Annotated in this window: 12 protein-coding genes; 2 read left to right on the top strand and 10 right to left on the bottom strand. The window is 67.7% G+C overall.

Annotated features, from left to right (window positions below; all coding sequences use genetic code 11):
* Positions 1-39: 39 nt before the first annotated feature.
* The 5 genes from EN857_RS34975 to EN857_RS31220 form a co-directional block, all read right to left on the bottom strand.
* A complete protein-coding gene (locus EN857_RS34975; protein WP_187331515.1) occupies positions 40-426 on the bottom strand; it encodes a hypothetical protein in 387 nt (128 codons plus the stop codon).
* A 163-nt stretch (positions 427-589) separates the two neighbouring features.
* The gene (locus EN857_RS31235) at positions 590-1,132 is read right to left on the bottom strand and encodes a hypothetical protein (RefSeq protein ID WP_128347141.1); all 543 of its coding nucleotides are present in this window, start codon (positions 1,130-1,132) and stop codon (positions 590-592) included.
* 124 nt (positions 1,133-1,256) lie between these two features.
* Positions 1,257-3,359 carry an EAL domain-containing protein gene (locus EN857_RS31230; protein WP_135859571.1) on the bottom strand — a complete coding sequence of 701 codons (2,103 nt, stop codon included), beginning with the start codon at positions 3,357-3,359 and terminating at the stop codon, positions 1,257-1,259.
* A gap of 70 nt (positions 3,360-3,429) precedes the next feature.
* Entirely contained in the window at positions 3,430-3,771 is a 342-nt protein-coding gene (locus EN857_RS31225; RefSeq protein ID WP_135859570.1) for a hypothetical protein, read from the bottom strand.
* Positions 3,768-5,459: an IlvD/Edd family dehydratase gene (locus EN857_RS31220; protein ID WP_127392597.1), complete on the bottom strand. Its 1,692-nt coding sequence runs from the start codon at positions 5,457-5,459 to the stop codon at positions 3,768-3,770. Before EN857_RS31220 ends, EN857_RS31225 begins: the two co-directional genes overlap by 4 nt.
* Positions 5,460-5,735: 276 nt before the next feature.
* Between EN857_RS31220 and EN857_RS31215 the strand changes: the two genes are divergently transcribed.
* On the top strand, positions 5,736-6,401 hold the full coding sequence (locus EN857_RS31215) for a GntR family transcriptional regulator (RefSeq protein WP_127392596.1): 666 nt from the start codon (positions 5,736-5,738) through the stop codon (positions 6,399-6,401).
* Positions 6,402-6,410: 9 nt separating this feature from the next.
* On the opposite strand, the gene EN857_RS31210 is transcribed toward EN857_RS31215, so the two are convergent.
* The 4 genes from EN857_RS31210 to EN857_RS31195 all read right to left on the bottom strand — a co-directional run bounded on the left by EN857_RS31210 (position 6,411) and on the right by EN857_RS31195 (position 11,526).
* Entirely contained in the window at positions 6,411-7,568 is a 1,158-nt protein-coding gene (locus tag EN857_RS31210; protein ID WP_127392595.1) for a M20 aminoacylase family protein, read from the bottom strand.
* Between the two features lie 120 nt (positions 7,569-7,688).
* Positions 7,689-8,885 carry a diaminopropionate ammonia-lyase gene (locus EN857_RS31205; RefSeq protein ID WP_127392594.1) on the bottom strand — a complete coding sequence of 399 codons (1,197 nt, stop codon included), beginning with the start codon at positions 8,883-8,885 and terminating at the stop codon, positions 7,689-7,691.
* A 206-nt stretch (positions 8,886-9,091) separates the two neighbouring features.
* Positions 9,092-10,327: a Zn-dependent hydrolase gene (locus tag EN857_RS31200; RefSeq protein WP_127392593.1), complete on the bottom strand. Its 1,236-nt coding sequence runs from the start codon at positions 10,325-10,327 to the stop codon at positions 9,092-9,094.
* Positions 10,324-11,526 (bottom strand): diaminopropionate ammonia-lyase, encoded by a 1,203-nt coding sequence (locus EN857_RS31195; RefSeq protein WP_127392592.1) that lies wholly within the window; start codon positions 11,524-11,526, stop codon positions 10,324-10,326. Before EN857_RS31195 ends, EN857_RS31200 begins: the two co-directional genes overlap by 4 nt.
* Before the next feature lie 108 nt (positions 11,527-11,634).
* Between EN857_RS31195 and EN857_RS31190 the strand changes: the two genes are divergently transcribed.
* Positions 11,635-12,108: an Lrp/AsnC family transcriptional regulator gene (locus EN857_RS31190; RefSeq protein ID WP_127392591.1), complete on the top strand. Its 474-nt coding sequence runs from the start codon at positions 11,635-11,637 to the stop codon at positions 12,106-12,108.
* A gap of 10 nt (positions 12,109-12,118) precedes the next feature.
* Here the strand turns inward: EN857_RS31190 and EN857_RS31185 are convergent, their stop codons facing one another.
* Positions 12,119-12,823: an SDR family NAD(P)-dependent oxidoreductase gene (locus EN857_RS31185; RefSeq protein ID WP_127392590.1), complete on the bottom strand. Its 705-nt coding sequence runs from the start codon at positions 12,821-12,823 to the stop codon at positions 12,119-12,121.
* Positions 12,824-12,881: the final 58 nt, after the last annotated feature.

Here is a 12,881-nt window from a genome sequence, read left to right as displayed (position 1 = left end):
TCCCCACGAGGGGGAGATTGGCAGTTTCAGCGCCGTGACTCAGGCGTCGCCGCCGCCTTCATGGCTGCCGCCATCGCCGCCGCCGTCGCCGCCGCCACCGTCACCGCCGTCACCGCCGCTGCCGCCGTCACCGCCACCATCATGGCCATCGCCTTCATGATCGCCGCTCTCGTGATCACCATCGTGGTCGCCGTCGCCCTGGTCGCCCTCATGCGAGCCGGCGCCGGCGCCCTCGCCCTTATGATCGCCTTTGTGATCGCCCTTGTCGCCTTCATGGCTGGCGGTGGTGCCTTCGTCGACTTCGTCGGGCAGCGTCGCCGTCGCCGGGCCGCCATGGTCCGAGAACTCGCCCGCGAGGGATTGCTGCGCCGCGAGAATGCCGAACAGGCCGACCGAGGCGGCCAGCAGCAAAGGAAAAGGCTTCATCATCGTCTCCCACCCGGCACGCGGCCGCCATTGTCGATGGCGGATCATTTATTCGGCCGGATTACGGCGCCCTTAAATGCGTAGCTTCAATTTTAGCAGTCGCTTATTTTCGTGACCCGATGAGGAAGCCGGCACCAGGCCTGCCGTCCTTACGCGCAACCGTTCAGCGGCCGTAGAGACCGATCTCGTCCGGCTGGATCGGGCCGGCGGCTTTCCCCTCGCCCTTGGCGTGATCGCCCGCCTGCTTGCTCAGCGCCGCGTCCAGCCTGTCGCCATCGCTGCCTTGCGGATCGATGATCGCATTGACGAGCGTGTCGAGCGAAACGCCGAGCTGGTCCAACCCCAGCTTCTTTTCGATCGCGATAATCTCGGCAGCGGATTTCTGTTTCAACGCCTCGACCGCGTTCTTGACGGCCGTGCCGTAGGAAAACAGGGACTGGTAGTCGCCCTGGTCGATGCCGAATTCCTTGCCGACGCGCTCCATCAGCCGGACCTTCATTGCCGTGATGTTGAGGCTGTTCACGCTGAACATGGATCCGGAGATCCTGGCCTGCGCCTGCATCAGAGGCGAGCCCGAGCCGGAACCGTCGGGACTGGAAACGCCATTGATGCCGGCGACGAGACTGTCTTCAGCCACCGCCGATTGCGGGCGTTGCTGCTGCAGGACCAGCAGGGCGGCGTTGTTCAGCGCGGACAGTGAGGACATTGCCGGTCTCTCGGGCACGCCCGTTCGTCATGCAACGGGGCACCGCACATCGAGCCAAGACATCATGCCTTGAGCGGAACAATCGGTCCGGCAGAGCATTAGCCTGACCCCGATTAAGAATTTCTTAGGCCGACCGGGTCAACCGAGCCGGAAGGGCCGCCTCGCCAACCGCCCTAGCGACGATCGCCTCCAGCGCCTCCGGCCGGTGCAGCAGAAAGCCCTGGCCGTAGGCGACGCCCATGTCGCGAAGGATGTCCATCGCCACCCGCTGTTCGACCTTCTCGGCCACGACGCTGCAGCCGAGGCTCCTGGCGATGCCGGAAATCGCCGAGACGATCTCGCGGTCGAAGCGGCTCTCGGCGATGTGCTCGACGAAGGAGCCGTCGATCTTGATGGCGTCGATCGGAAAGCGCCTGAGATATTCGAACGAGCTCATGCCGGCGCCGAAATCGTCGAGGCTGACCCGGCAATGCCGCTCGCGCGCCTTGCGCACGAAGGCCTCGGCGGCGTCGAAATTGGTGACGGCGGCGGTCTCGGTGATCTCGAAGCCGATGCCGGCCGGCGGCGCGCCGGTCTCGGCGATGACGGCATCGACGAACTCCCAGAGCTGCGGGTCGCTCAGCGTCTGCGCCGAAAGGTTGAAGCCGAGCGAAATGGCGCCCGAGCGCATCGCCGGACCGTGCATTTCCAGCGCCGCCCTGACGATCCAGCGGTCGAGCCTGGAAGCGATGCCGAAGCGCTCCGCCACCGAAATGAACTCGCCGGGCGGGATCATCTTGCCGTTGCGGGCGGAAAGCCTGGCCAGCACCTCGACCTGGCGGCTGTAGCGCCAGGGCTGGCCGAGCCGATGGATCTGCTGGCCGAACAGTTTCAGCCTGCCGTCCTCCATGGCATCGACGAGGTCGGCGGCAAGCCGCGCCGCGTTGAGGCCGCCGGAGCCGGAAGCCGTCTCGGCCGAGAACACCGCGAAGCGGTTGCGGCCGGCGGCCTTGGCCGCGTAGCAGGCGTCGTCGGCGCAGGCCAGTGCATCGGCTACCGTGGTGTCGCGATGGGCGACGAAGGCGATGCCGATGCTGGCCGCGAGCCTTCGCGTCGTGGCGCCGAGCTCGGCGTCGCGCACGGCGGCAAGCACCGCGCCGGCCAGCCGCTCGGCCTCGGCCTGGCCGCAGTTCGGCACCAGCAGCGCGAACTCGTCGCCGCCAAGGCGTGCAGCGTGCGCCGATGACGGCAGGCTGGCGAGGATGCCGGCGGCGATGCTCTTCAGCGCGAGGTCGCCGGCGGCATGGCCGGCGAAGTCGTTCAGCGCCTTGAAGTAGTCGAGGTCGACATAGAAGACGGCGAGCGGCAGCCGGCGCTGCGTGGCGATGTGGTCAGCCAGCAGCCGGTCGAAGGCGGCGCGGTTGAGCAGGCCGGTCAGGGCGTCGTGGTTGGCGGCGTAGGTGAGTTCCTGCGAGCGCTTCTTGTCCTCGGTGATGTCGCGCACGGTGCCGAGGATCTGGCCGGCGCCGCCGGCGCAGGCGATGAAGCGGACCAGCGATTCAAGGTGGCGGATCTCGCCGTCGCGCCTGATGATGCGGTATTGCGAGGCGGTTACCGCTTCCGATCCGGGCGGCGGCAGGTGCGCCCGCTCGGTGGCCTCCTTGTCATCGGGATGCAGATAGGTGTGCCAGAGGCCGGCCGAGACCTCGTCGGTATCGCTGACCAGGCCGAAGATCTCCCGGCTGCGGGCATCCCAGAAGCTCTTGTTGGTGGCGATGTCATAGTGCCAGATGCCGGTGCCGCTGGCGGCGAGCGCCAGGCGGAAGCGCACATTGACCTCATCGAGTGCCGCCTCGGCCTGTTTTCGCCGGGTGATATCGGTCTGCACGCCCATCAGCCGCAGCGCCCGGCCCTCGGCGTCGCGCTCGACGATGCCGCCGCGGTCGAGCACCCAGACCCAGTGGCCATCCTTGTGCCTGAGGCGCAGCTCCGTCTCGATGGACTCCGTCAGGCCGGCGATGTGGCGCTCGCCGCTGGCCAGTGCCCGCTCGCGGTCGTCGGGATGGGTGAGCGTCAGCCAGAGATCCGCCGTGGCGGCAAGCTCGCCCTCGGCGTAGCCGAGCATCTTCAACCAGGTCGGCGAGTAGTAGCAATCGCCGCTGGCGACGTTCCAGTCCCAGACGCCGAGATGAGCACGTTCCAGCGCCAGCGCCCAGAACTCCCCCTTGCGTGTCTTGTCGTCCGCCATGCCCGGTTTTTATCCGCCCTGTTGGAGGGCAGTGTGCACAAAACCAGAGAAGAAACCGTTACCGCCTGGATCAGGCCGGGCGCCGCCAGCGATAGGCCTCATCGACGACGCGCAGCGTGCCGAGGTTGTCCGCGAGCGCCGACAGCAGCGCGCTGTTGTCAAAACCGTAGACGCTTGGCTGCAGCACGGCGCGATCGATGCCATAGGCCTCCATGACCCGGCGGTAGTCGGCGACCGTGACCATCGCCGGCGTGTAGCCGCGCGCCGGGTCGAGCGGACAGGCCGAGGCGAAGACATGGGCATGGGCGTCGCAACTGCCTTCCGGCAGGCGCAGGGCGGTACGCCGCGCCGGCGCAAGCGGCGGCAGGCACTGCCGGGGCTCCGTCCCCGCCGGGAGATGCGCGGCGCTCATTCGGGCCCCTCCCCGGCGGCGCCGGACGCGGTCAGGAAATCGAAGTCGCAGCCCTGGTCGGCCTGCAGCACGTGGTCGTGGTAGAGCCGGGCATAGCCTCGCGCCGGCCGCTCCACCGCCGGGCGGGCAATCGCCGCCCGGCGCGCCAGTTCGGCGTCGTCGACCAGCATGTCGATGCGCCGCGCCGGCACGTCAAGGCGGATCATGTCGCCATTCTGCAGCAAAGCGAGCGGACCGCCGGCGGCCGCCTCCGGCGAGACATGCAGCACCACCGTGCCGAAGGCGGTGCCGCTCATCCTGGCATCCGAGAGGCGCACCATGTCCTTCACCCCGAGCGCGGCCAGCTTCTTCGGGATCGGGATGTAGCCGGCCTCGGGCATGCCGGGCGCGCCGCGCGGTCCGGCATTGCGCAGCACAAGCACGTCGTCCGCGGTGACGTCGAGCGCCGGATCGTCGATGCGCTCGGCAAGGTCGGCGACGGATTCGAAGACGACGGCGCGCCCGCTGTGCTGCATCAGCGCCGGCGAGGCGGCGGAATGCTTGATGACCGCGCCGCGCGGACAGAGATTTCCCGACAGCACGGCCATGGCGCCCTGCCCGGTCACCGGCCGGCCGAGCGGCCGGATGACGTCCTGCGCATGCATGTCCTCGGGCTTCATGACGCGGTCGCCAAGCGTGCCGCCCTCGACCATGGGCGTCGTCAGGTCGAGGACGTCGACGAGCTCGGCCAACAGCCTGGGCACGCCGCCGGCCTGGTGGAAATGTTCCATGTAGTGTTCGCCAGACGGCTTCAGGTCGACCAGCACCGGCACCTCGCGGCCGATCCGGTCGAACTCGGCGAGATCGACCGGATGCCCGGCCCGGCCGGCGATCGCGGCGAGATGGATGATGCCGTTGGTCGAGCCGCCGATCGCCTGCGTGACGACCATGGCGTTGCGTATCGATGCCGGCGTGACGATGGCGCCGGGCAGCGGTGCGCCGGCGACGGCAAGCGTGGCGGCGGCGCGTCCGCTCGCTTCCGCCGAGCGGACGCGCTCGGCATGGGGCGCCGGAATGGAGGCGGCGAAAGACAGCGAGAAGCCCATCACCTCGGCGACGATCGCCATGGTGCTGGCGGTGCCCATGACCATGCAGGTGCCGACCGAGGGCGCCAGCCTGCCATTGACGAGGTCGATCTCGGCGGCGTCGATATCGCCGGCGCGGTGGCTCGACCACAGGCGCCGGCAGTCGGTGCAGGCGCCCAGCGTCTCGCCCTTGTGGTGGCCGGCGACCATCGAGCCGACCGGCACCACGACCGCCGGCAGGTCGGCGCTGATGGCGCCCATGATCTGCGCCGGCAATGTCTTGTCGCAGCCGCCGATGACGACAACCGCGTCCATCGGCTGCGCTCGGATCATCTCCTCGGTGTCCATCGCCATCAGGTTGCGCAACACCATGGAGGTCGGATGGGCGAAGGATTCGTGGATGGAGATGGTCGGGAACACCATCGGCAGCGCGCCCGAAAGCATGACGCCGCGCTTGACCGCCTCGATCAGCTGCGGCGCGTTGCCGTGGCAGGGATTGTAGTCGCTGGCGGTGTCGACGATGCCGACGATCGGCCGCTCCAGCGCATCGTCCGAATAGCCGGCCGCCTTGATGAAGGCCTTGCGCAGGAACAGCGAGAAGGCCGCGTCGCCGTAGCTGGTCACTCTCTTCCTGAGGCCGCGATACGGCAATCGGCACCTTTGGGCTGAATCTCACGCTGACTGCGGACGCCCGGGTGGGTCGCCGCTGACCGGAACCATAGGCGAACCGCTCATATTGTCAATAATCACGATCTATATTCCGGCGACAATACCCAAGATTCGGCGATTTCGACTTACAATGCGTGTAGTATTATCAATTATCGTGACCATTCGCTCCAGTTGCGGAAAGGCTCTGTCTGCGGCTAGAGTGACCGCAGAGGACGCGGCAAGGACAAGGAAATGCTCCACGTGGCAGACTATGGCGGCAAGGAAGCCGACGTCGTGCGGGCGCTGGAGGAGGACATCATCTTCGGCCGCCTGGCGCCCGGCACGCGTTTGGTCGAGGACGTGCTGCTTGGCCGCTTCCCGGTGTCGCGCCACACCATCCGCCAGGCGCTCTATCAGCTGGAGAAGCTCGGCGTCGTCACCCGCGAGCGCAACAAGGGCGCGATGGTGAGGCGGCTATCACAGGAAGAGGTGCGCCAGATCTACGAAGTGCGAGAGCTCTTGCAGCGGCAGGCGGCGCTGATGATCCCGCTGCCGGCAAGCGATGCGCTGATCGACGAGCTGATGGAGATCCACCGGATCTACAGCGCCCATGTCGACGCCCACTATTTGCGCGGCATCCACGAGGCCAACGACCGTTTCCACCTCACCATGTTCTCGGCCTGCGGCAACGACTATCTGGTGTCGTCGATCGACCATTACATGCGGCTCAGCCTGCCGGTGCGGGCGAACTCGCTCGCCGACCCGGACAAGCTCGAAGTCTCGCGCCAGCACCACTGGTTCATGATCGAGGCGATGAAGCGCCGGGACAATTGGGTGCTGGCGCAGCTCTGCGTCGACCATCTGCAGCCGAGCAAGATGTTTTATCTCGAGGAGATCGAGAAGGCGGATGGGGCGTAGGAGCCCCTATTACCCCGCCGCCAGCCGCCGCCGCGCCACTGCCGCATGGAACCGCGCGCCGTGCAGCAGGCCTTCGTCGTTGAAGTCGTAGGACGGATTGTGCAGCGGCGCGCTGGCGCCATTGCCGAGGAAGACGAAGCAGCCGGGCACGTGGGCGAGGAAGCGGGCGAAATCCTCCGAGCCGGTCATCGGCTCCGCCGCGACGCCGACGGCGTCGTGGGCCAGCACGCTTCGGGCCGCGACAAAAGCCTCGTCGACCAGGCCGGCGTCGTTAACCAGCGGCACGAACTCGCGCGTGTAAGTGACGTCGGCGGCAACGTTATAGGCCTGCGCCGTGCCCTCGGCGATGCAGCGCATCTCGCTTTCGATCGCCGCGCTCACCTCGGGGCGAAAGCTCCTGGCGTCGCCGAGGATGCGGGCAAGGCCGGGCAGCGCGTTGCGGGTGCCGTCGGTGATCAGCTCGGTGACCGAGACGACGCCGATGTCGGCAGGGCTCAAGCGGCGCGAGACGATGGTCTGCAGATTGACGACCAGCGCGCAGGCGGCGACCAGCGTCTCCTGGCCGGCATGCGGACGCGCGGCATGGCCGCCGACACCCTTCAGCACGATCTCGAAATTGTCCTCGGCCGACATGATCGGCCCGACGCGGGTCTCGAAATGGCCAATGGGCAGGCCAGGCATGTTGTGCAGGCCGAAGATCTCCTCGAAGGGGAAGCGCTCGAGGAGCCCGTCGTCCAGCATGGCGAGCGCACCTCTGCCCCACTCCTCGGCCGGCTGGAAGATGAAGCGCACCGTGCCGTCGAAGCCGCCTTCATTGGCGAGCAGCTTGGCCGCGCCGAGCAGCATCGAGGTGTGGCCGTCATGGCCGCAGGCATGCATGGTGCCGGGCGTCTGCGAGCGGTAGTCCATCGTGCCCTGCTCGGCGATGCGAAGCGCGTCCATGTCGGCGCGCAGCGCGATCGCGCGGTTGCCGCTGCCCCTGGTCAGCGTGCCGACGACGCCGGTGCCGCCAATACCCTCGGCGACCTCCAGCCCGAATTCGCGCAGTTTTTCGGCGACGAAAGCGGCGGTGCGCTTCTCCTCGAAACCGAACTCGGGATGGGTGTGGAGATCATGCCGCCACGCCGTCATCTCGCGGTGCAGTGCCTGTTCGTCGAGCTTGGCCATCTTCGTCCTAAGTCTGTTCTCTACGCATCCGGACGGAAAGCTACTGCCAAGTCGCCAAGCCTGCTACCGCGAAGTCGCCGAGCCTGCTACGGCGAGTCGCCAAGCCTGCTAGGCGAAGCTTCAGGCAAGCTGCATCAGCACGTCGTCCGGCCTCACGCCGACCAGTTCGGCATAGCGGCCGGCGTCGGTCGCTCCTTCCGAGTTGACGACGAGCACGCGCGAATGGCTGTCGAGGCCGAGCGCCGCCCGCATACGCCTGTCCCCTGCCGCGCGGATCAGTCCGGCGAGCCCCGCACCGCCGCTCTCGCCGGAGATGATTGCCGGATCGTTGCCCAAAGGTCGCGCCAGCCGCCTCATCACGGCGACCGCATCCTCTTCCTCCACCGTCATGAAGGCATCGCCGACGCGCGCCAGCACGCGCCAGGCGACCAGGGACGGCTCAGCGCATTCGAGCATCGCCATCACCGTCGACTGCTGATGCGCGATCGTTGCCGGACGTCCGGCTTCGGCCGAGGCGTAGACGCAAGCCGAGCGCACCGGCTCGACCACCACGGCCTTCGGCCGCCGCCCGCCAAGCATGATCGCCATATGGCCGGCGATCGCCGCGGCGAAGCCGCCGACACCGGCTTGCAGAAAGACATGCGTGGGCGGCTCGGCCATGTGCCGCAGCGTCTCGCGCACGATCACCGTATAGCCCTGCATGACCAGGCCGGGGACCCGTTCATAGCCCGGCCAGGACGTGTTGGAGACGATCTTCCAGCCGCGCTCGGCGCCGACGCGGGCGACTTCGCGCACCGCATGATCGTAGCCGCCCTCGACCTGGACGATCTCGGCGCCGAAGCGGGCGATGGCAGCGACACGCTCACGGCTTACGCCAGCATGGACGAAGATCACAGAGCGCGCGCCGACCAGGCCGGCGCCCTGCGCGACCGAGCGGCCATGATTGCCGTCGGTGGCGCAGACAAAGATCATGCTGGACGCGATCTCCCGCACCTTGGCGTCGTTGATCTCGCCGATATCGACGGTGCGACCGAGCCATTTGCCTGCCTCCTCCAGCACCAGCCGGATGACGGCATAGGCGCCACCCAGCGCCTTGAAGGAGCCGAGGCCGAGACGCTGGCCCTCGTCCTTGACGTGCAGTGCCGCGATGCCGAGCTCATCAGCCAGTGCCGGCAAGGCGTGCAGCGGGGTTTCGGCATGGTTGTGCCGCGCCTTGAGATAGTGCTCGGCCCGCTCGCTTCCCGCCACGCCGAGGGACTCGGCATCGGCCGCAACCAACGGCTGGTTGTGTTCGGGTCGTTGGTTGAGCAGCAGCATGGCATTCTTTCTTCGAGGCACTGAACTTATTGGCGCGCGCGAAAATTCGCCGTCTAAACTCGCTGAATGATTGAAGTTTGTTTCGGCCCGATGTCGCCGGATGCGAACCCCTGCGAGACTCGACGCCTTCGGCCTGACTATTTTTGGTGGTGTCATGGCTTGGCAACACTGTGCCGCCGAAGCCGGCGATCCGCGTTTTCTGCTGCTCAATCGGCCGCCAATCGCGCGGCGACGCCGAGCAGAATGTTGGCGCCGGCAACCAGTTCGCCGGCGGCGGTGAACTCTGCCGGGTTGTGGCTGATGCCGCCGCGGCTCGGCACGAAGATCATCGCGGACGGCGCGATGCGCGCAATCATCTGTGCGTCGTGGCCGGCGCCCGAGGTGATGCGCCGGCAGGAAAGGCCGGCGGCTCCGGCAATCTCCTCGATCAGCGAGACGATGCCGGCATCGAAGGTCACCGGCTCGAAACGCGCCAGGCTTTCGGCCTGGACGGTGACGCCGGCGCCTGCTGCAAGGTCGTCGAGAAGGGCGGCGAGCGCCGCCTCTTCCTCGCGAAGGTGCGTTTCGTCGGGATCGCGGAGATCGACGGTGAAGGTCGCCCGCGACGGAATGACGTTGATGGCGTTGGGCTCGAAGGCGATGGTGCCGACAGTGGCGACCGTCGGCGTCGGCGAGGCGCCGGCGCGGTCCGCCAGGAAGCCGATCACCCGCGCGGCGGCGACGCCGGCATCGCGGCGCATCGACATCGGCGTGGTGCCGGCGTGGTTGGCCTGGCCTTCGATCGTGATGCGCTGCCAGGAAATGCCCTGCAGGTTCTCGACCGCGCCGATGGCGATGCCTTCGCGCTCCAACACCGGCCCCTGCTCGACATGCAGCTCGACATAGGACTGCGGCTTGAGGAATCCCGGCTGATGCCGGCCGGCATAGCCGATGCGCTCCAGCTCCTTGCCCAGCACCGAGCCGTCGGTGCCGACTGCCGCGAGCGCTTCGTCCACCCCGATGCCGCCGGCAAACACCAGCGAACCCATCATGTCAGGCGAATAGCGCACGCCCTCCTCGTTGGTGAAGGCGGCGACGGCGAGCGGGCGCGCCGGCGCGAAACCTGCCTCCTTCAGGCTCTCGATCGCCTCGAGCGCCGAGAGCACGCCATAGCAGCCGTCATAGATGCCGGCGTCGATCACGGTGTCGATGTGCGAGCCGAGCATGACCGGCAGCTGGCCGGCATTGGCATCGCCCTGCCAGATGCCGAAAATGTTGCCGATGCGGTCGACGGCGACTTCGAGCCCTGCCTCATGCAGCCAGCCGACGAGGCGGTCGCGGCCGAGCCTGTCCATATCGGAAGCGGCGACGCGGACGAGCCGGCCCTGCGCATCGCGGCCGATGCTGCCGAGCTCATCGATACGGCGCAGAAGACGGTCGGCGTTTATCGTCAGATTGCTCATGCCGGCTGCCTCGCCCTGCCAACCTCCTCCGGCGCCATCCCGACCAGGTCGGCATAGCGGCCGGGATCGGTCGCGCCTTCGGAATTGACGATGAGCACGCGCGAACCGGCATCGAGCCCGAGGGCGGCCCGCAGCTTCTTATCGCCGGCAGCGCGGATCAGCCCGGCGAGCCCTGCCCCGCCGCTCTCGCCGGAGACGATCGCCGGATCATCGCCTGAAGGCCGCGCCAGGCGGCTCATCACCGAAACCGCCTCGTCCTCGTCCACGGTCATGAAAGCATCGCCGATCCGCGACAGCACCCGCCAGGCGACGAGCGACGGCTCATAGCATTCGAGCATCGCCATTACAGTGGGCTTGCTGTGCGCTATCGCGATGGGATGTCCTGCCTTTGCGGTTTCATAGAGGCAGGCCGCCCGCGCGGGCTCGACCACGATTGCCCGCGGGCGATCCTCGCCAAGCACGATGGCGAAATGGCCGGCCACCGCCGCGGCGAAGCCGCCGACGCCGGCCTGCAGAAAGATATGTGTGGGCGGCTGGGCCAAGCGCTTCAGCGCCTCGCGCACGATCACGGTATAGCCCTGCATCACCAGTCCCGGTATGCGCTCGTAGCCCGGCCAGGATGTGTCGGAGACGACCGTCCAATCGCGCTCGGCGGCGACGCGGGCGGCTTCCTTGACCGACTGGTCGTAGTCACCGGCGATGCGCACGATCTCGGCGCCGAAGCGGGCAATGGCCGCCACGCGTTCGTTGCTGACTCCCGAATGGACGAAGATGACCGAACGCGCGCCGACCAGGCCGGCGCCCTGCGCGACCGAGCGTCCATGATTGCCGTCGGTCGCGCAGGCGAAAGTCATGCCGGCGGCAATCGCTCTCACGTCCGGCCTCTGCAGGTCCGCGACATCGACGGTGCGGCCAAGCCGCCTGCCCGCCTCCTCCAGCACCAGCTGCATCACGGCATAGGCGCCGCCCAGCGCCTTGAAACTGCCGAGGCCGAGGCGTTGCCCCTCGTCCTTCACGTGCAGGGCGCCGATGCCCAGTTCGCCGGCGAGCGCCGGCAGGGCGTGCAGCGGCGTCTCGGCATGGTTGTCACGCGCGGCGAGGAAGCGTTCCGCTTCGACGGCCCCGGCCGTGCCGAGCGTCGCGGCGTCTTCCTCGGTCAGCGGCTGGCGATGATCCGGGTGGCGGTTGAGCAGGAACATGGGGCGGTTTCCTCCGTCTTGATGGCTGAAATTTATTGCAAGGAGGGCGAGAAAGGCGCTCTGTTTTGCTGCCTGAAATGCAAGTTTGTTTCGTTTGGAACCCTCGCCATGTCCGCCTCACCCGATCTCGACGCTTTCGACCGCGCGATCCTCGCCATCCTGCAGAAGAACAACACGACGCCGCAGCGGGTGATCGGCGAGGCCGTCAACCTGTCGGCGCCGGCGGTGCAGCGGCGCATAAAGCGCCTGCAAGAAACCGGCGTCATCCGCGCCAATGTCGCGCTGGTCGATCCGGCCAAGGTCGGCCATCCGATCACGATCTTCGTCGAGGTCGAGGTGGAGAGCGAGCGCGCCGAACTGATCGACGCGGCCAAGCGCGGCTTCGCCGAAGTGCCTGAGGTGCAGCAGTGCTATTACGTGACCGGCGAGGCCGACTTCATCCTCGTCGTCACCGTGGCGACCATGGCCGACTACGAGACGCTGACCAGGCGGCTGTTCTTCGCAAACAACAACGTCAAGCGGTTTCGCACGTTTGTGGCGATGGACCGGGTGAAGGTCGGGCTCGAGGTGCCGGTGGGCTGAGCATATCCGCTCACCACGGCAGCCTTTTGCCGTCGCGGAACAGGCCGCCGGTCGGGCCATCGTCCGGCAATGTCGCGGCCCAGACGATGCCGGCCGCCCCTGGCGCGACCGGACGGCCGTCGGGCTTGCCCTTGTCGGCCACCCAGTCAGAGCTGATCGCGTTAACCAGGACGCCGGCGCCGCGCAATTCGTCCGCCAGGATCCGGGTGAGCGCATTGAGCGTCGCCCTGCCGGTCGAATAGGCCGGCGCGCCGACGTCCGTCGAGGCCGAGGAACCGGCCTCGGGAGAGACGATGACCAGCCGGCCATGACCGGAGGCGCCGAGCAGCGGCCCGAATGCGAACGCCACCCGCCAGGCGCCGACGACATAGGTCTCGAAGGCCTTGCGGCCCAACGTCCGGTGGGGCAGCAAGGCCCGAGCGGACAGGTCGTAGCGGATGGCGCCGTTGTTGACGAGCACGTCGAGCCGACCGAAACGGCGCTCCACTTCGGCCGCGGCAAGGGCCGGTCCATCAAGCGCGGCAAGGTCCAGCGCGATCGCCTCGACATTGCCCGCGAGCTTCTTCGCCACCGCCCCGCTCTTGGCGAGGTCGCGCACGCCGACGAGCACAGTGAAGCCGAGCGCCGCGAGCCGGCGGCCGGTTTCCAACGCGATATGGCGATTGCCGCCGGTGACGAGGGCGACCTTGCCGGAGTGTGCTGTCGTGCCGGTCATGTTGTTCCCTCAACGTCCTCACAACCAGAATGCGACATTCCAACTGCCGCGCCCAGTT

This window comes from Mesorhizobium sp. M4B.F.Ca.ET.214.01.1.1, from assembly GCF_004791545.1.
Taxonomy (GTDB): Bacteria; Pseudomonadota; Alphaproteobacteria; order Rhizobiales; family Rhizobiaceae; genus Mesorhizobium; species Mesorhizobium abyssinicae.
Note: the sequence above shows the minus strand (reverse complement) of the source record. Positions and strands in the feature narration are given on the sequence as shown.

Coding starts and splice junctions, on each gene's coding strand:
- EN857_RS31200 (WP_127392593.1), bottom strand. CDS start 10,327: ATGAGCAATCTGACGATAAACGCCGACCGTCTTCTGCGCCGTATCGAT.
- EN857_RS31215 (WP_127392596.1), top strand. CDS start 5,736: ATGCTCCACGTGGCAGACTATGGCGGCAAGGAAGCCGACGTCGTGCGG.
- EN857_RS31235 (WP_128347141.1), bottom strand. CDS start 1,132: ATGTCCTCACTGTCCGCGCTGAACAACGCCGCCCTGCTGGTCCTGCAG.
- EN857_RS34975 (WP_187331515.1), bottom strand. CDS start 426: ATGAAGCCTTTTCCTTTGCTGCTGGCCGCCTCGGTCGGCCTGTTCGGC.
- EN857_RS31210 (WP_127392595.1), bottom strand. CDS start 7,568: ATGGCCAAGCTCGACGAACAGGCACTGCACCGCGAGATGACGGCGTGG.
- EN857_RS31225 (WP_135859570.1), bottom strand. CDS start 3,771: ATGAGCGCCGCGCATCTCCCGGCGGGGACGGAGCCCCGGCAGTGCCTG.
- EN857_RS31230 (WP_135859571.1), bottom strand. CDS start 3,359: ATGGCGGACGACAAGACACGCAAGGGGGAGTTCTGGGCGCTGGCGCTG.
- EN857_RS31195 (WP_127392592.1), bottom strand. CDS start 11,526: ATGTTCCTGCTCAACCGCCACCCGGATCATCGCCAGCCGCTGACCGAG.
- EN857_RS31185 (WP_127392590.1), bottom strand. CDS start 12,823: ATGACCGGCACGACAGCACACTCCGGCAAGGTCGCCCTCGTCACCGGC.
- EN857_RS31205 (WP_127392594.1), bottom strand. CDS start 8,885: ATGCTGCTGCTCAACCAACGACCCGAACACAACCAGCCGTTGGTTGCG.
- EN857_RS31190 (WP_127392591.1), top strand. CDS start 11,635: ATGTCCGCCTCACCCGATCTCGACGCTTTCGACCGCGCGATCCTCGCC.